This window comes from Streptomyces sp. WMMC940 (genome assembly GCF_027460265.1).
Taxonomy (GTDB): domain Bacteria; phylum Actinomycetota; class Actinomycetes; order Streptomycetales; family Streptomycetaceae; genus Streptomyces.
In genome coordinates this window covers 2,079,518-2,100,658 of sequence record NZ_JAPZBC010000001.1, presented here as the reverse complement: position 1 = coordinate 2,100,658, position 21,141 = coordinate 2,079,518, and the positions used below count along the sequence as shown (strand labels likewise).

Below are 21,141 nucleotides of genomic sequence, written 5' to 3'. Positions count from 1 at the left end.
AGACCCGGCCGGTGGCGCCCGGGGGTCACCGGCCCCACCGGACCTCCTGGCGCCGGGCGGCGACCCGTGCGACGCGTCCGCATGATGGACATGCCGTGTCATCCGATGGGACGGAGAGTACGGTGCGGATATGTCTCGCAGCCTCAATCTCGCAGTGATCCCCGGTGACGGCATCGGCCAGGAGGTCGTGGCCCAGGGCCTCAAGGTCCTCTCGGCCGTGCTTCCTCAGGACGTGAAGCTGGAGACCGAGGAGTACGACCTCGGCGCCAAGCGCTGGCACCGCACCGGCGAGACCCTCCCGGACGCGGAACTGGACTCCCTCAGGCAGCACGACGCGATCCTCCTCGGAGCGATCGGCGACCCGTCCGTGCCGTCCGGCGTCCTGGAGCGGGGGCTGCTGCTCAAGCTGCGGTTCGCCTTCGACCACTACGTCAACCTGCGTCCCTCCAAGCTCTTCCCCAACACCGCGACCCCGCTGGCCGGCCGCCCCGAGATCGACTTCGTGGTCGTCCGCGAGGGCACCGAGGGCCCGTACACCGGCAACGGCGGATCCCTGCGCACCGGCACGCCGGCGGAGGTCGCCACCGAGGTCAGCGTCAACACGGCGTACGGCGTCGAGCGGGTCGTCAGGGACGCGTTCGCGCGGGCCGACGCCCGCCCCCGCAGGAAGCTGACGCTGGTCCACAAGAACAACGTCCTCGTCCACGCGGGCCACATGTGGAAGAAGATCTTCGACGCGGTCGCCCGGGAGTACCCCGCGGTCACCACGGACTATCTGCACGTCGACGCCGCGACGATCTTCTTCGTCACCCAGCCCGAGCGCTTCGACGTCATCGTCACCGACAACCTCTTCGGTGACATCCTCACGGACCTCGCCGCCGCCGTGACCGGCGGTATCGGCCTGGCCGCCTCCGGGAACATCAACCCGACGGGTGAATTCCCGTCGATGTTCGAGCCCGTCCACGGCTCCGCGCCCGACATCGCCGGCACCGGAAAGGCCGACCCCACGGCCACGATCCTGTCCGTCGCCCTCCTCCTGCGTCACCTCGGTCACGAGACCGAGGCCGTCCGCATCGAGGACGCCGTCGCCGCCGACCTGGCGGAGCGGGACGGGGGCCCCCGCACCACCGACGAGATCGGCGACGCGCTCGCCGTACGGGTAGCGGGCTGACCCCTCGACTCTCGAAACCTCGAAGCCGCCGGGTCGCACACGCACCCGGCGGCTTCTCCTCTGCGGCCTCCGGGTGCCACCATCAAGCCATGGGCCGCAGCCCACGCTGTTCCGTTCCGGCCCCCACGCACTGCGATAATCGAACGTGGGGCCGCACCATGCGGGGAAGCTCGGACGTCCTGGTACAGCAGTACGCAGGGCGAGCAGACGTACAGACGTGAGCGCGGTCCGTCACAAACAAACGGTGAAGGACACGCAGACATGACGACGCCCTCGATCGAGCTCAAGCCCTCCTCGACCCCCCTGTCCGACGCGGAGCGCGAGGCGATCCTGGCCAATCCGGGATTCGGCCGCCACTTCACCGATCACATGGTGACGATCAAGTGGACGGAGGGTCGCGGCTGGCACGACGCACAGCTGACCCCGTACGCCCCGCTGTCGATCGACCCGGCCAACATGACCCTGCACTACGCGCAGGAGATCTTCGAGGGGCTGAAGGCCTACCGCAGGCCCGACGGCTCGGTCGCCACCTTCCGGCCCGACGCGAACGCCCGGCGCTTCCAGCTCTCCGCCCGCCGCCTGGCCATGCCGGAGCTGCCGGTCGAGACGTTCATCGAGGCCTGCGACGCCCTCGTCCAGCAGGACAAGGCGTGGGTCCCGGCGCACGGCGGGGAGGCCTCCCTGTACCTGCGTCCGTTCATGTTCGCCAACGAGGTCGGCCTGGGCGTCCGTCCGGCCAACGAATACCTGTTCATCGTCATCGCCTCGCCGGCCGGCCCGTACTTCCCCGGCGGCGTCAAGCCCGTCTCCGTCTGGCTGTCGGAGAACTACGTCCGCGCCGTCCCCGGCGGCATGGGCTTCGCCAAGACCGGCGGCAACTACGCCGCCTCCCTCCTCGCGCAGGCCGAGGCGGCGGCCAAGGGCTGCGACCAGGTCGTCTGGCTCGACGCACTGGAGCACCGGACCGTCGAGGAGATGGGCGGCATGAACCTGTACTTCGTGTACGGGGACAGGATCGTCACGCCCGAACTCACCGGATCGCTGCTCGCCGGCATCACGCGCGACTCCCTGCTCACGCTCGCCCGCGACCTCGGCTACGAGTCCGAGGAGGGCAGGATCACCACCGACCAGTGGAAGCGCGACACCGAGAACGGCACCCTCACCGAGGTCTTCGCGTGCGGCACGGCCGCCGTCATCACGCCCGTCGGTACGGTCAAGTCCACCGGCGGTGAGTGGACCCAGTCGAACGGCGAGCCGGGCAAGGTCACGATGGAGCTGCGCAAGGCGCTCCTGGACATCCAGACCGGCACGGCCGCCGACGAGCACGGCTGGATGCACGAGCTCGGCTGAGCCGCCGACCCCACCGGGTCCGGTGGTGCGGGAAGCGCCCCGCACCGCCCACACCGACCGCGGGAACCGCGCGGCCCCCGTCCGGGCCGCGCGGTTCCCGTTGCCCGTCGGCGCCGGCACCCGGTCGGGTGCTGCTGCCGCACCGCTCTCCGGGCCCGTGCGGTGGCCCGGAGCGCCGCACGGGCTTGCGGGTCCGGGCGCCCGGGCACCCGAAAGGCCTGATGGCGTGCCGAACGCGGTGAGCAGCAGCACGAACGAGGTCATCGCCGACCGCGCGTCCCATGCGAAGTGCCCGGGGAAGACGAACGCCGTGGCCACGAGGGCGACGATCACGGTGGCCCTCGTGCGGTCGGCCCGGGGCACGATCGCGTCGAGGTCGAGGCCCATCGAGTAGAGCATCAGTCCCGCGTTGCCGACCGAGCCGGCTGTGGCGGCCGGCAGCAGCGGCAGGACGTACCAGGCGGGGGCGGCGTCGACCAGAGGCCCGGCGCAGCCGGCCGAGGCCCGGACCGCCGGCGCGGTCACGGTGCCGAACAACTGCGGGATCAGCAGTCCGGCGAAGAGGCCCGGACAGGTGGCGTTCGGCACGGCCCGGGGGACTGTGCCGCCGTGGCGAGGTGCAGCGGGTGCAGTCGCCGAGGAGCGTGACGAACGCGATCGGACCGCGGAGCCCGGCGGCCACGGCGGACAGGGCCCGGGTGGGCCGGAAGGAGCGCGGCAGGTACGGGGTGTCCGCCGGTGCCGCCGTGGTGGGTTCCGGTACGTAGGCGGCGAGGCCCGGGCGAGGAGCACGGTCATGCCGACGCACAGGACCCTGCTCATCCGCAGCAGCAGTCGGCAGCCGAAGACCGCGCCGACGACGGATCGCCACCAGATCGCGGGGGCCGCTCGTCCGCTCCGTATCGGGAAGCGGTGTGGACTCCGCGCTGTTCGATCGGCGTCAGGTTCCCTGCTCCGTCGGGGATGGTTTGAGTGATGCTCAATGTGGCCGTGGTTTCATCTGCTCGTCAATGCTTCCCGTGCTCTGAAGTCGGGGTTAGAGTGTCGTTCGAACATCTGGTATCGGATGAGAGGGTTCCGGTGCGGTGCATCCAGCGCGAGGGCCTGGCGGCCTTCAGGGAGGCGTGGTGACGTGCGACTGACTCCGACCGAACGGGACCGGCTGCTGCTGTTCGGCGCGGCCGAACTGGCCAGGGCCCGGCGTGCCCGAGGGCTCAGGCTCAATGTCCCCGAGGCGACCGCGCTGATCGCCGACACGGTCTGCGAGGCGGCCCGGGACGGCCGTCGGCTCGCCGAGGCCATCGAGGCGGCCCGTTCCGTGCTCGGCCCCGAGGACGTCCTCCCCGGCGTCGCCGACGTCGTCACCGAGATCCACGTCGAGGCCGTCTTCGACGACGGATCACGGCTGGCCGTCGTCTCCGACCCGATCGGCGGAGGCAGTCTCGGCGACTCCGCGCCCGGCGCAGTGCTGCCCGGCCCGGCGGACCCCGAGCCGGAGCCCGCGGTGCGGCTCACGGTGCGCAACACCGCGGCCGTGCCGGTCGGCGTCACCTCCCACTTCCACTTCTTCGAGGCCAATCCCCGGCTCGACTTCGACCGGGCGGCGGCCTACGGCATGCGGCTCTGCGTCCCCGCGGGCTCGTCCGTCCGTTTCGGCCCCGGAGACGAGGTCCGGGTCGGGCTCGTGCCGATCGGCGGTGACCGCGTCGCGATCGGCTTCGCGGGCCTGGTCGACGGCCCTCTGGATGCTCCGGGAGCGAAGGCTCAGGCCCTGCACAGGGCCGCCGCCTGCGGCTATCTCGGGGCCACCGGCGGACAGCGGACCCTCGACCGGAGCGCCGTCGGGCAGGAGCGGGCCGAGGGGGAGTCCGCCGTCCCGGAGTCCGTTCGGAGGGAGACCGCTCGGCGCAGGGCCGTTCGGCGGAGTGCCGCGCAGCACGGGACCGGTCCGCAGGACGAGGCCCCCGAGGACGAGGCTCCAGGGGAAACGCCCGAGGACGAGGCCCCCGGGGAACCCGGCCCGCACGATTCCGCCCACCGGCGCCCCGCACCACGGGAATCCCGGCAGCAGGCGCCCTGCCGGCCGGAGGAGGACCAGTGACCGGCATCGATCCGCACGAGTACGCGAGCGTGCACGGCCCGCGCGCCGGGGACCGGGTGGTCCTCGGCGACTCCGGCCTGGTCGTCCGCGTCGAGTCCGACTCGCAGCAGCCCGGGGACGAGTTCCTCGCGGGCTTCGGCAAGACCGCGCGTGACGGACTGCACCTCAAGGCGGCCGCCGTCCGGGACACCTGCGACGTCGTCATCAGCAATGTGCTCGTCATCGACGCCGTCCAGGGCATCCGCAAGGTGTCCATCGGCCTCCGCGAGGGCCGCATCGCCGGCATCGGCCGGGCCGGCAACCCGGACACCCTCGACGGCGTGGAGGTCGTCGTCGGCACCGGAACGACGATCGTGTCCGGCGAAGGGCTCATCGCCACCGCGGGTGCCGTGGACACCCATGTCCATCTGCTCTCGCCGCGGGTGATGGAGGCGTCGCTCGCCTCCGGCGTCACGACGATCATCGGGCAGGAGTTCGGCCCGGTCTGGGGCGTCGGCGTCAACTCCCCCTGGGCGCTCGGGCACGCCTTCGGCGCCTTCGACGCCTGGCCCGTCAACATCGGCTTCCTGGCGCGCGGCTCGTCCTCCGGGGAGGCCCCCCTCGTGGAGGCCCTCGCCGAGGGCGGCGCGTCCGGCTTCAAGGTCCACGAGGACATGGGCGCCCACACCCGCGCACTCGACACGGCCCTGCGGGTGGCCGAGGAGTACGACGTCCAGGTCGCGCTGCACAGCGACGGCCTCAACGAGTGCCTCTCCGTCGAGGACACGCTGAAGGTGCTGGAGGGCAGGACCATCCACGCCTTCCACATCGAGGGCTGCGGCGGGGGACACGTGCCGAACGTGCTCAGGATGGCGGGCGTGCCGAACGTCATCGGCTCCTCCACCAACCCCACCCTGCCCTTCGGTCGGGACGCGGTCGCCGAGCACTACGGGATGATCGTCTCCGTGCACGACCTCAAGACCGACCTGCCCGGCGACGCGGCGATGGCCCGGGACCGGATCCGTGCCGGGACGATGGGGGCCGAGGACGTGCTGCACGACCTCGGCGCGATCGGCATCACCTCCTCCGACGCCCAGGGCATGGGCCGTGCGGGCGAGACCGTGCGGCGCACCTTCGCCCTGGCCGGGAAGATGAAGGCGGAGCTGGGCCCCATGGAGGGCGACGGCGCGCACGACGACAACGCGCGAGTCCTGCGCTACATGGCCAAACTGACCGTCAATCCCGCGATCGCCCACGGTCTTGCGCACGAGATCGGCTCGATCGAGCCGGGCAAGCTCGCCGACATCGTGCTGTGGAAGCCGCAGTTCTTCGGCGCGAAGCCGCAACTGGTGCTGAAGGCGGGCTTCCCGGCGTACGGGGTGACCGGCGACCCGAACGCGGCGACCGACACCTGTGAACCGCTCGTCCTCGGGCCGCAGTTCGGTGCCCACGGCGCGACCCCCGCCGAGATCTCCGTGGCCTTCGTGTCCCAGGCCGCGGCCGCCATCGGGGGCGACACGATGCCCACCCGCAGGCGCCGTGTCGGGGTACGCGGCACCCGGGGCATCGGGCCCCGCGACCTGCTCCTCAACTCCCGCGTCGGCGACGTGGCCGTGGAGGCGCACAGCGGGCTCGTCACGCTCGACGGGGATCCCCTCCGCTCCGATCCGGTCGAGTCGATGTCCCTGAACCGTCTGTACTTCCTCTGAGCCGCCCGAGCCCCGAGCCACCGAGTTCTGCTCCGAACCCTCTCCACAAGGACCTGTGATGACGTTCCGTATGCCGCCCGAGTGGGCCCCGCACGAGCGCACCTGGATGGCCTGGCCCGGGCCCAACCCGACCTTCCGCGACGACGGGGAACTCGCCGCGGCTCGTGCCGCCTGGGCCTCCGTGGCCCGCGCCGTACGCCGCTTCGAGCCGGTCACCATGGTGGTGGGACCGGGGCAGACGGAGGGAGCGCGCGAACTGCTCGGCGCTGACGTCGAGATCGTGGAGCGCGAGCTGGACGACGCGTGGATGCGGGACGTCGGCCCGACGTTCGTCACCGACGGCGAGGGCGGGCTGGCCGCCGTGGACTGGGTGTTCAACGGCTGGGGCGCCCAGGACTGGGCCCGCTGGGAGCACGACTCCAAGATCGCCCGCCATGTGGCCGACCTGGCGGGCGCCCCCGTCCTCTCCTCGCCGCTCGTCAACGAGGGGGGCGCGATCCACGTCGACGGCGAGGGCACGGTCCTGCTGACCGACACCGTGCAGCTCGGTGCCGGGCGCAACCCCGACTGGACGCGCGAGCGGGTCGAGGCGGAGATCCACGCCAAACTCGGCACGAGCAAGGCGATCTGGCTGCCGCACGGCCTGGCCGGCGACTACGGCAGGTACGGCACGCAGGGCCACGTCGACATCGTCGCGGCGTTCGCCCGGCCGGGAGTGGTGCTCGTGCACAGCCAGAAGGACCCGGCCCACCCGGACCACGAGCGTTCGAGAACCTACGCGGAGATCCTGCGCGGCAGAACGGACGCCCGCGGCCGCGCTCTGGAGGTCGTGGAGGTCCCGGCGCCGACCGTGCTGAAGGACGAGGACGGGGAGTGGGTCGACTACTCCTACATCAACCACTACCTCTGCAACGGGGGAGTGGTCCTGTGCTCCTTCGACGACTCCAACGACGAGATCGCGGCAGGCGTCTTCCGGCGCCTCTTCCCGGAACGGACGGTGACCCTCGTCGACGCCCGCACGATCTTCGCGGGCGGCGGGGGGATCCACTGCGTCACCCAGCAGCAGCCGCGGGTCTGACCCCGTGCCCGGCCGCCGGGGCGCCGGCCGCGGATCCGCCCGGGGGGCCGCCACCTGACGGCCGGGGGATCGGGTAGAACGTACGGGTGAACGTTCCATCGGGCCCCCGACGCCGCAACACCGCACCACCCCGCGAGGAGGTGCTCGCCGCGGCGATGGCGACGATCGCCGAGCACGGGCTCGACGGGCTCACCATGGCCGGGCTCGGCCGCGACGTCGGGATGAGCAGCGGCCACCTGCTCTACTACTTCCGCACCAAGGACGAGCTGCTGCTGCGGACCCTGGAGTGGAGCGAGGGCAGGCTGGGTGCCGAGCGGAGCGCGCTGCTGTCCCGGCCGGCCGCCGCCCGCGAACGGCTCGCCGCGTACGTGGACCTGTACGTCCCGGACGGCCACCGCGACCCGCACTGGACGCTGTGGCTGGAGGTCTGGAACCGCTCGCGGAACGCCGACGAGAACGCCAGGGCCCGGCAGGCCGCCATCGAGGGCGCCTGGCACCGCGATCTCGTCGCCCTGCTCGCCGAAGGCATCTCGCGGGGCGAGTTCCGCGCCGTCGACCCCGACCGCTACGCCGCCCGGCTGCGCGCGCTGCTGGACGGCTTTAGCGTGCACGTGGCCGTCGGTATACCGGGTACCGGCCGGGCCCAGGTCCTGACCCACGTCGAGGAGTTCATCGCCGAGTCGCTTCTCCCGTGACCGCCGTGCGAAGCCCACGGCGCCCGCGCCGTGTCCGCGCGGTGGCGGCGTGCGCACGGGGCGCCGCGGCGGCTCGTCACCGCCCCGCCGCGGCCTTCGGCTGCTGTTCGAGGCGCTGGTGCATCTTCTGCAGGGAGTCGGCGGCGTACCTCTGGATCTGCGCGTCCAGCTCGGCCTTGCCGACCACGTAGGCGCTGAGGACGTTCCGGCCGTCCCGGCCGGTGGCGATGACGTAGACATCGTTCACCTTGGCCCCGCCCGCCGAGACGACCTGACGGCCCTCCTCGGAGACCAACTCGTCGAAGCCGGACAGCGGCGGCGGGCTGGCCTCGCGCACACCGTTCCAGCGTTCCTTGCCGCGGAACTGTTCCGGGCAGCGGTGGATGTTGTCGCGGGCGTCGGCGAGGTACTGCTTCGCCGTGGCCACGTCGGTGAACACCTTGACCTCGGACGTCCCCGCGATGCCGGACGACGCCTCGGTCACGTTGCGCTGCAGCGAGGCCAGCGTGCCGATGCGGCTGGGGCGACTGGCGAACTCGCAGTTCTCCCGCACCAGGGATTCCGGTGCGGGATCCACCTCGTACGGTTTGTGCTGGGTGAACCCGGTTCCCCAGTCCGGGGGCGTGAGGGCCACCCGCGTCGCGACGGCGTGCGCCGCTGCCTCGGCGGCCTTCGTGTCGGTGGGCGCGGGCGAGACCGCGCTCCCGCCGCCGTCCCCGTCGCCGCCGAGCGACACCACCAGCACGACGACGAGTGCCAGCACCGCCGCCGCCGCGCCCCCGGCGATCAGCGCCCGCTTGCGCCGCGAGCCTCCGCGGGGAGTCCCGCCACCCGAAGGAGGCGGGGGCCCGGGGGCCGGACCGGAGGGCCGGGGGACGGGGCCTGAGGGCGGACCCGTCGGGGGTTGTGAGCTCATGGGGATTCCCCTACCACTCGGCCGGGCGGCCCCCCGCCCGCCGATCGGGTGCCGGGGCCCGGCCCGAATACCGCCTGCGGCCGGAACACCGCCCGCATACTGAGACTCCTGTCCATGCTGGCACGCATATGTGGCAGACTGCCACCGTGCTCGCATTCGCCATGATTATCGGCAGCAGCGCGCCGGTCCGCAGTGACCGCTGACCCGTGGACAGCAACCCCCCCCGCGGCAGCGGCACCGTGCCCCAGACCCGCGCGCAGACCTCTCGCACCCGCGAGAGGTTTTTTCGTTTTGCGGCCCCACCCCGGCCGGAGACCGAGGCGCGCGAAGATGGGGGCAAGTGGAGCCAGAGCTTCCGGAGCCACTCATCCGACAGGAGTCACAACAGCCATGACCACAGAGGCCACGGACACCGATAGGTACACGGTCCTCGACGACGGCTTCCATGTCTTCGACACCACGCTGCGCGACGGCGCGCAGCGCGAGGGCATCAACCTCACCGTCGCGGACAAGCTGACCATCGCCCGGCACCTCGACGAGTTCGGCGTGGGCTTCATCGAGGGCGGATGGCCGGGTGCCAACCCCCGGGACACGGAGTTCTTCGCCAGGGCCCGCGAGGAGATCGACTTCAAGCACGCCCGGTTGGTCGCCTTCGGCGCCACCCGCCGCGCGGGTGCGACCGCTGCCGAGGACCCGCAGGTCAAGGCGCTGCTGGACTCCGGGGCCCCGGTGATCACCCTGGTGGCCAAGTCCCACGACCGCCATGTGGAACTCGCGCTGCGCACGACCCTGGACGAGAACCTGGACATGGTCCGCGACACCGTCTCCCATCTGCGCGCGCAGGGCAGACGCGTCTTCGTCGACTGCGAGCACTTCTTCGACGGCTACCGGGCCAACCCCGACTACGCGAAGGCGGTCGTCCGCACCGCCCACGAAGCGGGCGCCGACGTCGTCGTCCTCTGCGACACCAACGGCGGCATGCTCCCCGCCCAGGTCCAGGCGGTCGTCGCCACCGTCCTCGCCGACACCGGCGCGCGCCTCGGCATCCACGCCCAGGACGACACCGGCTGCGCCGTGGCGAACACGCTCGCCGCCGTCGACGCCGGTGCCACGCACGTCCAGTGCACCGCCAACGGCTACGGCGAGCGCGTCGGCAACGCCAACCTCTTCCCGGTCGTCGCCGCGCTGGAGCTGAAGTACGGCAAGCGGGTGCTGCCGCCGGGCGCCCTGACGGAGATGACCCGGATCTCGCACGCCATCGCCGAGGTCGTCAATCTCACGCCGTCCACCCACCAGCCCTATGTGGGTGTCTCCGCCTTCGCCCACAAGGCCGGACTGCACGCCTCCGCGATCAAGGTCGACCCCGACCTCTACCAGCACATCGACCCCGAGCAGGTCGGCAACACCATGCGGATGCTCGTCTCCGACATGGCCGGCCGCGCCTCGGTCGAGCTCAAGGGTCGGGAGCTCGGCATCGACCTCGGCGGCGACCGGGAGCTCGTCGGCCGCGTCGTCGAGCGGGTCAAGGAGCGCGAGCTGCGCGGCTACACGTACGAGGCCGCCGACGCCTCCTTCGAACTGCTGCTGCGCGCGGAGGCGGAAGGCCGTGCGCTCACGTACTTCCGCACCGAGTCCTGGCGGGTGATCGTCGAGGACCGGCCCGACGGCAGCCACGCCAACGAGGCCACGGTGAAGCTGTGGGCCAAGGGCGAGCGCATCGTCGCCACCGCCGAGGGGAACGGTCCCGTCAACGCGCTGGACCGGGCGATGCGGGTGGGCCTGGAGCGGATCTACCCCCAGCTGGCCAAGCTGGAGCTGGTCGACTACCGCGTCCGCATCCTCGAGGGCCGGCACGGCACGGGCTCGACCACCCGGGTGCTGGTCACCACCGGCGACGGCACCGGCGAATGGTCCACGGTCGGTGTCGGCGACAACATCATCGCCGCCTCCTGGCAGGCCCTCGAGGACGCGTACACCTACGGACTGCTGAGGGCGGGCGTCGAGCCCGCGGAGTAGCCGCGGGTCCGTCACGAGGCCACGGCCCCTGGTGCCCCCACCGGGGGCTATGTCCTATTCCGCGCCGTTCGGGTAGCTTCGATGCTATGAGGACCAGGCCGTTTTCCCTGCTGTCTGCCCTCGCCGGGCTGACGCTCCTTCTGCTGCTGGCCCTGGTTCCCGGCGCGGCCGCCGGAACCACGGGCATCTCCGACGCGGCCGCCGCACTGAAACAGGACCCGGTCTACGTCGACCCGGCCGCCCGTTCCCAGCTCTCCCCGGCCGACGAGAAGGCCCTCGAGCAGAGGATCCTGAACGCGGACAAACCCGTGTTCGTGGCCGTTCTGCCCGAGAGCCCGCAGTTCCCCGCGGACAGCGTGCTGCGCGATCTGCGCACGGCCACCGGGATCACCGGGCTGTACGGCATCCGCCTCGGCGACCGTTTCGACGCCGGCGCCGACGGCGGTGTCCTGCCGCGGAACGCCGTGCGGAATCTCGTCGCCGGGGTGAACACCCCGGGCACCGGCGCCGCCACGCAACTCGGCAACTTCGTCGACCAGGCGCTCCCGGCCGTGCGCGGCAGCGCACCGGCCTCCTGGAGCGAGGGCGCCGACCCCACCGGCGCCGGGACCGGTTCGCTGATCGCCATCGGCGCCGTCCTCGTCGCGGGCACGGCCGGTGCCTACGCCGTGGTCCGCCGCAGCCGCCGCCGGAAGGCCGAGGAGGAGCGGGCCGCGCTGCAGAAGCTGCGGGTGGTCGTCGACGAGGACATCACCGCCTACGGCGAGGAACTGGACCGGCTCGACTTCCGCCCGTCCGAGCCCGGCGCGGACGACTCGATGCGCGCGGACTACGAACGCGCCCTGGACTCCTACGAGGAGGCCAAGTCCGCCATGGCGGCCGCCGAGCACCCGCACGACGTCAGGGTCGTCACCGAGGCGCTGGAGGAGGGCCGCTACGCCCTCGCGGTGCTCGCCGCACGCAGGGAGGGCGCCCCGCTCCCGGAGCGCCGCGCCCCGTGCTTCTTCGACCCGCGCCACGGACCTTCGGTGACCGACACGACCTGGACCCCGGCGGCGGGCGCCCCTCGTGAGGTGCCCGTGTGCGCCGCCGACGCGGCGCGTCTCCAGGACGGCGACGACCCGATGGCCCGCACCGTGGAGACCGAGTCCGGCCGGCGCCCGTACTGGGAGGCGGGACCGGCCTACGGGCCCTGGGCGGGCGGCTACTTCGGCGGCGGGCTGCTGCCGGGCCTGCTCGCCGGAACCCTGCTGGGCAGTGCCCTGTCCACCCCGGCGTACGCCTCCGAGTACGGCGGCGGCGACTTCGGGGGCGGCGACTTCTCCGGCGCGGACTTCAACTCCTCCGACTTCAGCGGCGGCTTCGGCGGCGACTGGGGTGGCGGAGGCGGCTTCGACGGAGGCGGTGGCTTCTGATGCGCACCAAGAAATGGAACGTCGAGATCGTCATCACCGAGAGCGACCGCACCACCCAGGCGGAGGCGCGCCTGCGGGGGCAGAACGCCGAGCTGTACGTCGGTGAGGGCACGGCCCACCGCAATCGATCGGACCGGGACATCCCCCACATCGGTGATGAACTGGCGGTGGCGCGGGCCCTGAACGGGGTGAGCCACTCCCTGCTCCACGAGGTGGCCACGGAGATCGAGTCCCGCACCGGCGAGCAGGTGCACCGCCTCCGCGAGGGATGAGCCGCCGGTCCCCCGGGCCCGACTTCGGTGGCGCCCCGGGAACGTCCGGGCGCCGACCGTCGTCCGGCACGCGGAGCGCTGCACCGGCCGATTTCGCGCCACTCCCGACCAGCTCCGTTCGGTGACGCATCCTGTGCGAAGCGTAGCCAGGATGGCGCGAACCCCTCTTGAGCCGGCCTTGCGATCGCAAAAGACTCTGTCCTGTGCCGAGACGGGTGTCCGCCCGCACGGGGGTCTGCGGCACTCCGCCGTACAGGCCGCGAGGAGGCCCCCTATGCCCGAAACCGGCACGCGCCGCACCGGACATCCGATCACCCTTGCCGACGGCACGCCCACCCGGACGCGGGAGGCGACCCCCGCCGACCTCGGCCCGGTCCAGGCGCTGCACCACCGCTGCTCGCCCGGCAGCCGTGCCATGCGCTACCACGCGGGCACGCCCGGACTGTCGGCGGCCGGCTGGCGGCTGCTGTGCGATCCGGAGCGCGGCACCACCCTGGTCACCACCACCGCCCAGCGGACGGACCGCATCATCGCCATGACCAACGTCATGCGCACCGCTCGGCAGGGCGTCGGCGAGTTCGCGGTGCTGATCGAGGACGCCTGGCAGTCCAAGGGGCTGGGTACGGCGCTCACCGCCCATGCCGCCGACGTCGCCCGGCGGGACGGGCACCACACCCTGACCGCGGCGGTGGCCGCGGCCAATGTGCCGATGCTCCACGTCCTGGAGACCCTGGACGCGCCGCCCGCCCGGGCCACCGGCCCGGTCCTCGACATCGAGATACCGCTGTAGGGCGTGGCGGACGCAGTGCGGGGCGGCGAAATCGCGTTGCACCGCCGGGGCGGGGTGCATCAGGCTTCGGCGCATGTCCGACAACGAAGCCGGCGGTCCACGGGATGTGTCCGCACTCTTCTCCCGGGGCCGGCTGACGGCGATCCCGCGGAAGGCCGCCCGCCGTCGGCATCTGCTCGACCACCTCGCCCGGACCCTGTTCCAGCAGGGTCGGGAGTACACCGAGCGCGAGGTCAACGACGCCATCCGGACGGTCCACCAAGACTGCTCGGCGCTGCGCCGGTATCTGGTCGAGGCCCGGCTGCTGACCCGCGCCAGGGACGGCAGCGCCTACCGGCGGGCCGTGTGACCGCACCCGGGGGAGAGGGGGCGGTCCATGCCGAACCCCCGTCCGCGGGGACGGGGGTTCGCCGGCCGAGCCCGGGTGACGTCAGGCGGCCTGCTTGATCGCCGAGATGTCGAAGTTCAGCCTCACCTTGTCGCTCACCATCACGCCGCCGGTCTCCAGCGCGGCGTTCCAGGTCAGACCCCAGTCGGAGCGCAGGATCTCGGCGCTGCCCTCGAAGCCGACGCGCTCGTTGCCGTAGACGTCGGTCGCCGTGCCGTTGAACTCCAGGTCGATGGAGAGCGGGCGGGTGACGTCCTTGATGGTGAGGTCGCCGCTGATGCGGTACTTCTCGCCGCCGAGCTGCTCGGCCGTGGTCGAGCGGAAGGACATCACCGGAAAGGTCTCGGCGTCGAAGAAGTCACCGCTGCGCAGGTGCCCGTCACGGTCGCCGATGCCGGTGTCGATGCTGGCGATCTTGACGTCGATGACGGCGGTGGAGCGGGACGGGTCGGCACCGTCCAGGTGCAGCGTGCCCTCGTGGTCGCTGAACGTGCCGCGCACGTTCGTGACCATGGCATGGCGGACCGTGAAGCCGATGCTGCTGTGGGCCGGGTCGATGGCGTACTTGCCGGTGAGGGCTGCCAGTGCGGGGTCCACAGGGCGGGGGGCGGCGGGGGCGGTCTCGCTGGTCTTGCGGTTGAACAGGCCCATGATTGCTCCTCGGGGACGTGGTCGGGCGGGTCGGTGGCCTTCCCGGCCACTCGTTGAACCTTCAACGACACTCACCATAGAAGCATTCCCGTTCAAATTTCAACTTTCCTTCGTGGGTCTTCCCCTCGCCGCGCGCCGGGACCGCACCCTGCTGCCCCGCCCGGCGCCACTCGGGCCGGCGGCGCCGGCGACTCCGACGACCCCGTCCCGGCGCGCACCCAGCGCCCGGGTCGCACTTCAGAGGCCCTCGCACCGCATGCGCGGTCGCCGTCGTCACGGCCGTGCCCATGGCCCCGCGGCGCCGGCGACGGCCTGATCGAGGCGTTGTGGCCGACCTCCCCGGGTGCTATGCCAACTGCCAACCGGACCATGTCACTTCGTTCCCGGAGGCCCCGTTGCCCGCCCTGCCCGCCTGGTCCCGCCGCGCCCTGCTGCTCGCCTCCGGCTCAGGCGCGCTCTCCCTGGCCCTGCCCGCTCCCGCCTCCGCTCCCGCGTCCGGCACCCCGGCCGGAGCGGGCGGCAGCGCCGACGATGTGTACGCCGCACTGCGCCGCCGCTGGCTGGAACTCCAGCTCGGCACCGACTACGACCCGGCCGCGGAGCCGTACGCCTCGCGGCTCGCGGAGACCGGCCGCCTCGCCCGCACCTTCCGCGACTCCATGGCACCTGCCGGGGACTCCCTCTTCCCCGGCCTCCGCTTCGACCCGCCGTCCGGCATCACGGCCGGCTACAGCAGGCTGTGGACCATGGCACAGGCCTGCCTCCAGCCGGGCACCGGATCGACCGGGGACACGGCGATGCTCGCCGACGTCGTCCGCGGCCTCGACCATCTCTCCGAGCGGATCTACAACCCCTCCACCACCCGCTACGGGAACTGGTGGGAGTGGCAGATCGGCAGCCCGCGCCTGCTGATGGACATCGTCACGGCGCTCCACGGCGAGCTCACCCACGAGCGGCGCCACGCCGCGTGCGCGGCCGTCGACCACTTCGTGCCGGACAGCGTGCTCGGCTCCTACACCGGCACCAGTACCGGAGCGAACCGGGTCGATCTGTGCCGCTCGGTCGTACTGCGCGGCATCAACGGCGCGGAGCCGGCGAGGATCGCCCTCGCCCGCGACGCGCTGTCTCCCGTCTTCCCGCACGTCACCACGGGTGACGGCCTCTACGCCGACGGATCGTTCGTCCAGCACACCTGGGTGGCCTACTCCGGCACGTACGGGCAGGTCCTGCTCGACGGCCTCGGCCGCCTCTTCGCCCTCCTCGCGGGCTCCGCCTGGGACATCACCGACCCCGGCCGGGCCAACGTCCTCGGCAGCGTCGAGAACGCCTTCGCCCCGTTGATCCACGACGGTCTGATGATGGACAGCGTCAACGGCCGGGCGATCAGCCGCGGCCTGCTCTCCGGCGACGGCCGCCGGGTCATGCGCAGCGACCACTTCCACGGCCACGCGCTCATCGCGGCCGTCGCGCTGCTCGCGGACGGGGCGCCCGCCGCCGAGCGCACCCGCTGGCAGTCCATGATCAAGGGCTGGATCGAACGGGACACCGTCAGTCCCGTCCTCACCGACCGCCAGTTCGGGGTGGCCGATCTTGCCCGACTGCACGCCGTGGCCGCCGCCCCCGTCCCCGCCGCGCCGGAGCCGGTCGGACACAAGCTGTTCGCCGCCATGGACCGGGCCGTCCACCGCCGGCCCGGCTGGGCCGCCGGCATCGCCATGTCCTCGGAGCGGATCTCGGCCTACGAGTGCGGCAACGGGGAGAACCCGCGCGGCTGGCACACCGGCGCCGGAATGCTCTACTGGTGGCCCGGTTCCGACCGGGGCGACCAGTACACCGACTGGTTCTGGCCGACCGTCGACTGGTACCGGCTGCCCGGGACGACCGTGTCGACCCGCCGCCTCGCCGACCGGGAGGGCGGCGAATGGGGGGAGCCGAAACCGGGCGTGAAGTGGGTCGGTGGCTCGACCGACGGCGAGTACGCGGCCGTGGGCCAGCACCTCAGGGGGCTCGGCTCGACCCTGGAGGCGCGAAAGTCCTGGTTCTGTGCCGCCGACGCCGTGATCTGCCTCGGGGCCGGGATCACCTGCACGGACGGCGTACCCGTGGAGACGGTCGTCGACAACAGGAACCTCGGCGAGCGCCCGGCCTCGGCCCTCACTACCGGGCGCCACGGCCGCTGGGCTCATCTGGACGGACACGGCGGCTGGGTCCTCCTCCCGGTCGGCCCGGCCGGTGCCGACCGCGCGGAGCGGCCCGGCGGGTCGGGGCTGCGCACCCTGCGCGAGGCACGGACCGGGGCGTGGCGGGACATCAACACCACCAGCTCTCCCGAACGGCGGACCCGTCACTACCAGACCCTGTGGCTGGACCACGGGACCGATCCGGTGAACTCGTCCTACGGGTACATCCTGATGCCCGGGGCCTCCCGGCGGGCGGTCGAGGCCCGTGCGGCCGACCCGGGCTGGCTGGAGGTCCTCGACAATTCGGACATCTGTCAATCGGTCGCCGTCCCCTCGCTCGGGCTGACCGCGGCGAACTTCTGGCGGGCCGCTACCGTGGGTGCCCTCACCGTCACGTCGCCGGCGAGCGTGGTGGTACGGAGGCGCGGCCGGACCGCTACGCTCCACATCAGCGAACCCATGCGCACCGGGCTGCCGTTGGAGCTCGTCTGGGACCGCCCGGTGGGCAGGGTCCTGGGTGCCGCTCCGTCGGTCGAGGTGCTGGGCACCGGCCGCCGCCTGCGGTTGGGGATCGCTCCGGGTACGGCAGGTGTCGTACATGGCTGCGAGGTGACCATCAGCTGACGTCATTGTTGGACCACGACAAAACGGCAGGCCGTTCAACTGGTACTTCGCCTGTGGTGCGAAATGGTTCTGTGCGGGGCTGACAGCAGATCGGGCGCGAGACTGTACGGAGTCAACGGCAGGATTTTCTTGGTCCGCTCCGTAGGGTTCGTACATGACCGTTTTGGACGAGACCGCAGGCGAGCCGACCGACGCACGCGGGCGTGTGGCCGAGCTGCACGCCCTTCGCGATCAGGCGCGGCGCGGACCCAGTGACCGGGCGACCGAGGCGCAGCACGCCAAGGGCAAGCTGACCGCGCGCGAGCGTATCGAGCTGCTGCTGGACGCGGGGTCGTTCCGTGAGGTCGAGCAGCTCCGGCGGCACCGCGCCTCCGGCTTCGGACTGGAGTCGAAGAAGCCCTACACCGACGGTGTGATCACGGGGTGGGGCACGGTCGAGGGCCGTACGGTCTTCGTCTACGCGCACGACTTCCGGATCTTCGGCGGTGCCCTCGGCGAGGCGCACGCCACGAAGATCCATAAGATCATGGACATGGCGATCGCCGCCGGTGCGCCTCTGGTGTCGCTGAACGACGGCGCCGGTGCCCGCATCCAGGAAGGCGTCTCGGCCCTTGCGGGCTACGGCGGTATCTTCCAGCGCAACACCAGGGCCTCGGGCGTCATCCCGCAGATCAGCGTGATGCTCGGCCCGTGTGCGGGCGGCGCCGCCTACTCGCCGGCGCTGACCGACTTCGTGTTCATGGTCCGTGAGACCTCGCAGATGTTCATCACCGGTCCGGACGTCGTCAAGGCGGTCACCGGCGAGGAGATCACCCAGAACGGCCTCGGCGGCGCGGACGTCCACGCCGAGACCAGCGGAGTGGCCCACTTCGCCTACGACGACGAGGAGACGTGCATCGCGGAGGTCCGGTACCTGCTGTCGATGCTCCCGCAGAACAACCGGGAGAACCCGCCGCACGCGCAGAGCGAGGACCCGGCGGACCGCCGCTCGGACGTCCTGCTCGACCTGGTTCCGGCCGACGGCAACCGTCCGTACGACATGCACAAGGTCATCGAGGAGATCGTCGACGACGGCGACTACCTGGAGATCCACGAGCGCTGGGCGCGCAACATCATCTGCGCCCTGGGCCGGCTCGACGGCCAGGTCGTCGGTATCGTCGCCAACCAGCCGCAGTCGCTGGCCGGTGTCCTCGACATCGAGGCGAGCGAGAAGGCCGCACGCTTCGTGCAGATGTGCGACGCCTTCAACATCCCGATCATCACCCTGCTGGACGTGCCGGGCTTCCTGCCCGGAGTCGACCAGGAGCACGGCGGGATCATCCGCCACGGCGCGAAGCTCCTGTACGCCTACTGCAACGCGACGGTGCCCCGCATCTCGCTGATCCTGCGCAAGGCCTACGGCGGCGCGTACATCGTCATGGACTCCCAGTCCATCGGTGCCGACCTCACCTACGCCTGGCCCACGAACGAGATCGCCGTGATGGGGGCGGAGGGTGCGGCCAACGTCATCTTCCGCCGCCAGATCGCCGACGCCGAGGACCCCGACGCCATGCGTGCCCGCATGGTCAAGGAGTACAAGGCCGAGCTGATGCACCCCTACTACGCCGCGGAGCGCGGACTGGTCGACGACGTCATCGACCCGGCCGAGACCCGCGAGGTCCTGATCCGCTCCCTCGCCATGCTCCGCACCAAGCACGCCGACCTGCCGTCCCGCAAGCACGGCAACCCCCCGCAGTAACCCATGAGGAGAACGCTGCACATGACCACGCCCGCAGAATCCCTGCTCCGCGTCGAGAAGGGGCACGCCGACCCCGAGGAACTGGCCGCGATCACGGCCGTGCTCCTCGCCCGCGCCGCCTCGCAGCCGCAGGCCGTCCCGGCCCACCGCGGCCGCAGCACCGCCGGATGGCGCCGTCTGGAGCGCCAGTCCGGCTTCCGCGCTCCGCACTCCTGGCAGGGCTGACGCCCTCCCGGACCCCGAGGCCCCGTCCGTTCCCTCACCGGGAACGGACGGGGCCTTCGTCTTTCTCCGTCCTGCCGTGCCCCCGGTGGGACGGAGAAGGGCGGAACGCGGACACGCGAAGGCCCCGTACACCGTGACGTGTGACGGTGTACGGGGCCTTCCCGGGAACGGGACGGGGCGGTCGGTACGGCCGACGGGCCTACCGCAGGCGTGCCATGAGTGCGTGCTCGACGAGGGTGATGAGGGCGCTCTTGGCGTCGGCGCGGTGGCGTGCGTCGGTGGTGATGATCGGGGCGTCGGGGCCGATCTGGAGTGCTTCGCGGACTTCGTCGGGGGTGTAGGGCTGGTGTCCCTCGAAGCCGTTCAGGGCCACCACGAACGGCAGGCCGCTGTTCTCGAAGTAGTCGACCGCGGGGAAGCAGTCGGCGAGTCTGCGGGTGTCGACGAGGACGACGGCGCCGATGGCGCCGCGGACGAGGTCGTCCCACATGAACCAGAAGCGGTCCTGTCCGGGGGTGCCGAACAGGTAGAGGATCAGGTCCTGGTCGAGGGTGATGCGGCCGAAGTCCATGGCCACCGTGGTGGTGGTCTTGTCGCCGGTGTGCGTGAGGTCGTCGATGCCGGCCGACGCGGACGTCATGACGGCCTCGGTACGCAGCGGGTTGATCTCCGAGACGGCGCCGACGAACGTGGTCTTGCCCACGCCGAAGCCGCCCGCCACCACGATCTTCGCGCTGGTGGTTGAGCGGGCTGCACCGCCGCTAGAGCTTGCGAAGTCCACTGAGCACCCTTTCGAGCAGTGTCACGTCTGGCTGGCCGCCGGCGGACTCGTCGCCGCCGGGCTGGTGGATGGCGACGAGTCCGGCCTCGGCCAGGTCGGCTACGAGGATCCGGGCGACGCCGAGGGGGATGGAGAGAAGTGCCGAGATCTCGGCCACCGACTTGATCTCGAGGCACAGTCGGCAGATCCGCTGGTGCTCGGGCAACTGCCCTTGCAGCCGCGCGGGATCGGCCGTGGTGCTGACCAGCGCCTCGATGGCGAGCTGGTAGCGGGGCCGGGTCCGGCCGCCGGTCATCGCGTAAGGACGCACCAACGGATTGTTGGTGCCCGACGCCTGCGACGGCTCAGGTGCCCGGCGGGGAGCCACCGGCTGGCTCCGGGGGCCCTGCGGCTGGTGGTACGACGGGTCGTACGGCTGCTGCGGCCGCTGGTAGGGCTGGGGACCGCCGCCTCTGCTCGGTGAAGAGGGGAAGTTGAAGCGGTTCTGAGCGTGCTCACCCGGAGACTGCTGAGCCCCGTCGTATGGGTGTCCGCCTGGGGGTGTTGCCACGATTCCTCCTCCGAGTGCCGTACGCCGGTCCATGTCCCTGTGGAGCCGCGCCACCGCACCCTATGGTGCGGTGGCGATAAACGCACTGCCGTTCAGCTAGTTGAGAAGACTTCCCTGAAGTTCGGCACGCAGGTCCGGGGTGAGGACGGTGCCGGCACGGTCGACCAGGAGAGCCATCTCGTATCCCACGAGGCCGATGTCGGCGTCCGGGTGGGCGAGCACGGCCAGCGAGGAGCCGTCCGAGATGGACATGATGAAGAGGAAACCACGCTCCATCTCCACGACGGTCTGGTTGACCGCGCCGCCTTCGAAGATCCGGGACGCCCCCGCGGTCAGCGAGGTCAGACCGGACGCGACCGCCGCCAGCTGGTCGGCGCGGTCACGCGGAAACCCTTCGGACATCGCCAGCAGGAGTCCGTCGGCGGAGACCACCACGGTGTGGGACACCCCGGGGGTGTTGTCCACGAAGTTGGTGATCAACCAGTTCAGATTCTGCGCCGCCTGGCTCATCG

General features: G+C 71.8%; 18 protein-coding genes and 2 pseudogenes. 14 read left to right on the top strand and 6 right to left on the bottom strand.

Annotated features, from left to right (window positions below; genetic code table 11):
* Positions 1–130: 130 nt before the first annotated feature.
* Together O7595_RS09160 and O7595_RS09155 are read left to right on the top strand one after the other, a co-directional pair.
* Positions 131–1,171, top strand: coding sequence for a 3-isopropylmalate dehydrogenase (locus tag O7595_RS09160; RefSeq protein WP_269728220.1), 1,041 nt, complete (start codon positions 131–133; stop codon positions 1,169–1,171).
* Positions 1,172–1,432: 261 nt separating this feature from the next.
* Positions 1,433–2,521 carry a branched-chain amino acid aminotransferase gene (locus tag O7595_RS09155; RefSeq protein WP_269728219.1) on the top strand — a complete coding sequence of 363 codons (1,089 nt, stop codon included), beginning with the start codon at positions 1,433–1,435 and terminating at the stop codon, positions 2,519–2,521.
* 222 nt (positions 2,522–2,743) lie between these two features.
* On the opposite strand, the pseudogene O7595_RS09150 reads toward O7595_RS09155, so the two are convergent.
* Positions 2,744–3,385 (bottom strand): annotated as a pseudogene (locus O7595_RS09150) (cytosine permease); the annotation flags it as partial.
* A gap of 268 nt (positions 3,386–3,653) precedes the next feature.
* Between O7595_RS09150 and ureA the strand changes: the two are divergent.
* The 4 genes and pseudogenes from ureA to O7595_RS09130 all read left to right on the top strand — a co-directional run.
* Positions 3,654–4,328 (top strand): annotated as a pseudogene (gene ureA, locus O7595_RS09145) (urease subunit gamma); the annotation flags it as partial.
* Between the two features lie 290 nt (positions 4,329–4,618).
* Positions 4,619–6,310 carry an urease subunit alpha gene (locus tag O7595_RS09140; protein WP_269728218.1) on the top strand — a complete coding sequence of 564 codons (1,692 nt, stop codon included), beginning with the start codon at positions 4,619–4,621 and terminating at the stop codon, positions 6,308–6,310.
* A 58-nt stretch (positions 6,311–6,368) separates the two neighbouring features.
* Positions 6,369–7,388 (top strand): agmatine deiminase family protein, encoded by a 1,020-nt coding sequence (locus O7595_RS09135; protein WP_269728217.1) that lies wholly within the window; start codon positions 6,369–6,371, stop codon positions 7,386–7,388.
* A 155-nt stretch (positions 7,389–7,543) separates the two neighbouring features.
* A complete protein-coding gene (locus tag O7595_RS09130; RefSeq protein ID WP_269732428.1) occupies positions 7,544–8,083 on the top strand; it encodes a TetR/AcrR family transcriptional regulator in 540 nt (179 codons plus the stop codon).
* Positions 8,084–8,159: 76 nt separating this feature from the next.
* Here the strand turns inward: O7595_RS09130 and O7595_RS09125 are convergent, their stop codons facing one another.
* Positions 8,160–8,846: a hypothetical protein gene (locus tag O7595_RS09125; RefSeq protein ID WP_269728216.1), complete on the bottom strand. Its 687-nt coding sequence runs from the start codon at positions 8,844–8,846 to the stop codon at positions 8,160–8,162.
* A gap of 543 nt (positions 8,847–9,389) precedes the next feature.
* Between O7595_RS09125 and cimA the strand changes: the two genes are divergently transcribed.
* The 5 genes from cimA to O7595_RS09100 all read left to right on the top strand — a co-directional run bounded on the left by cimA (position 9,390) and on the right by O7595_RS09100 (position 13,841).
* On the top strand, positions 9,390–11,015 hold the full coding sequence (gene cimA, locus O7595_RS09120; protein WP_269728215.1) for a citramalate synthase: 1,626 nt from the start codon (positions 9,390–9,392) through the stop codon (positions 11,013–11,015).
* Between the two features lie 86 nt (positions 11,016–11,101).
* A complete protein-coding gene (locus tag O7595_RS09115) occupies positions 11,102–12,430 on the top strand; it encodes a hypothetical protein (RefSeq protein ID WP_269728214.1) in 1,329 nt (442 codons plus the stop codon).
* Entirely contained in the window at positions 12,430–12,702 is a 273-nt protein-coding gene (locus O7595_RS09110; protein ID WP_269728213.1) for a DUF1876 domain-containing protein, read from the top strand. The genes O7595_RS09115 and O7595_RS09110 overlap by 1 nt, the downstream gene beginning before the upstream one ends.
* A gap of 274 nt (positions 12,703–12,976) precedes the next feature.
* Entirely contained in the window at positions 12,977–13,492 is a 516-nt protein-coding gene (locus O7595_RS09105) for a GNAT family N-acetyltransferase (RefSeq protein WP_269728212.1), read from the top strand.
* A gap of 73 nt (positions 13,493–13,565) precedes the next feature.
* Positions 13,566–13,841, top strand: a complete 276-nt coding sequence (locus tag O7595_RS09100; protein WP_269728211.1) for a DUF2087 domain-containing protein — start codon at positions 13,566–13,568, stop codon at positions 13,839–13,841.
* Between the two features lie 81 nt (positions 13,842–13,922).
* Here O7595_RS09100 and O7595_RS09095 read toward each other — a convergent pair whose 3' ends face one another.
* Positions 13,923–14,531 carry a YceI family protein gene (locus tag O7595_RS09095; RefSeq protein WP_269728210.1) on the bottom strand — a complete coding sequence of 203 codons (609 nt, stop codon included), beginning with the start codon at positions 14,529–14,531 and terminating at the stop codon, positions 13,923–13,925.
* A 404-nt stretch (positions 14,532–14,935) separates the two neighbouring features.
* On the opposite strand from O7595_RS09095, the gene O7595_RS09090 reads away from it, so the two are divergent.
* The 3 genes from O7595_RS09090 (at position 14,936) to O7595_RS09080 (ending at position 19,298) form a co-directional block, all read left to right on the top strand.
* Positions 14,936–17,335, top strand: a complete 2,400-nt coding sequence (locus O7595_RS09090; RefSeq protein ID WP_269732427.1) for a polysaccharide lyase 8 family protein — start codon at positions 14,936–14,938, stop codon at positions 17,333–17,335.
* Positions 17,336–17,489: 154 nt separating this feature from the next.
* Positions 17,490–19,073 carry an acyl-CoA carboxylase subunit beta gene (locus tag O7595_RS09085; RefSeq protein WP_269728209.1) on the top strand — a complete coding sequence of 528 codons (1,584 nt, stop codon included), beginning with the start codon at positions 17,490–17,492 and terminating at the stop codon, positions 19,071–19,073.
* 21 nt (positions 19,074–19,094) lie between these two features.
* Positions 19,095–19,298, top strand: a complete 204-nt coding sequence (locus O7595_RS09080) for an acyl-CoA carboxylase subunit epsilon (protein WP_138052968.1) — start codon at positions 19,095–19,097, stop codon at positions 19,296–19,298.
* Positions 19,299–19,497: 199 nt separating this feature from the next.
* Here the strand turns inward: O7595_RS09080 and O7595_RS09075 are convergent, their stop codons facing one another.
* From O7595_RS09075 to O7595_RS09065, 3 genes are all read right to left on the bottom strand, one after another.
* Positions 19,498–20,079 (bottom strand): GTP-binding protein, encoded by a 582-nt coding sequence (locus O7595_RS09075; protein ID WP_266383712.1) that lies wholly within the window; start codon positions 20,077–20,079, stop codon positions 19,498–19,500.
* On the bottom strand, positions 20,060–20,629 hold the full coding sequence (locus tag O7595_RS09070) for a DUF742 domain-containing protein (protein WP_269728208.1): 570 nt from the start codon (positions 20,627–20,629) through the stop codon (positions 20,060–20,062). Before O7595_RS09070 ends, O7595_RS09075 begins: the two co-directional genes overlap by 20 nt.
* Before the next feature lie 96 nt (positions 20,630–20,725).
* On the bottom strand, positions 20,726–21,139 hold the full coding sequence (locus O7595_RS09065; protein ID WP_030980891.1) for a roadblock/LC7 domain-containing protein: 414 nt from the start codon (positions 21,137–21,139) through the stop codon (positions 20,726–20,728).
* Positions 21,140–21,141: the final 2 nt, after the last annotated feature.

What these genes read in the sequence shown, in the direction of transcription:
- O7595_RS09160 (WP_269728220.1), top strand. Translation starts at nt 131, where the DNA reads ATGTCTCGCAGCCTCAATCTCGCAGTGATCCCCGGTGACGGCATCGGC.
- O7595_RS09155 (WP_269728219.1), top strand. Translation starts at nt 1,433, where the DNA reads ATGACGACGCCCTCGATCGAGCTCAAGCCCTCCTCGACCCCCCTGTCC.
- O7595_RS09135 (WP_269728217.1), top strand. Translation starts at nt 6,369, where the DNA reads ATGACGTTCCGTATGCCGCCCGAGTGGGCCCCGCACGAGCGCACCTGG.
- O7595_RS09130 (WP_269732428.1), top strand. Translation starts at nt 7,544, where the DNA reads ATGGCGACGATCGCCGAGCACGGGCTCGACGGGCTCACCATGGCCGGG.
- cimA (WP_269728215.1), top strand. Translation starts at nt 9,390, where the DNA reads ATGACCACAGAGGCCACGGACACCGATAGGTACACGGTCCTCGACGAC.
- O7595_RS09115 (WP_269728214.1), top strand. Translation starts at nt 11,102, where the DNA reads ATGAGGACCAGGCCGTTTTCCCTGCTGTCTGCCCTCGCCGGGCTGACG.
- O7595_RS09110 (WP_269728213.1), top strand. Translation starts at nt 12,430, where the DNA reads ATGCGCACCAAGAAATGGAACGTCGAGATCGTCATCACCGAGAGCGAC.
- O7595_RS09105 (WP_269728212.1), top strand. Translation starts at nt 12,977, where the DNA reads ATGCCCGAAACCGGCACGCGCCGCACCGGACATCCGATCACCCTTGCC.
- O7595_RS09100 (WP_269728211.1), top strand. Translation starts at nt 13,566, where the DNA reads ATGTCCGACAACGAAGCCGGCGGTCCACGGGATGTGTCCGCACTCTTC.
- O7595_RS09095 (WP_269728210.1), bottom strand. Translation starts at nt 14,531, where the DNA reads ATGGGCCTGTTCAACCGCAAGACCAGCGAGACCGCCCCCGCCGCCCCC.
- O7595_RS09085 (WP_269728209.1), top strand. Translation starts at nt 17,490, where the DNA reads ATGACCGTTTTGGACGAGACCGCAGGCGAGCCGACCGACGCACGCGGG.
- O7595_RS09080 (WP_138052968.1), top strand. Translation starts at nt 19,095, where the DNA reads ATGACCACGCCCGCAGAATCCCTGCTCCGCGTCGAGAAGGGGCACGCC.
- O7595_RS09065 (WP_030980891.1), bottom strand. Translation starts at nt 21,139, where the DNA reads ATGAGCCAGGCGGCGCAGAATCTGAACTGGTTGATCACCAACTTCGTG.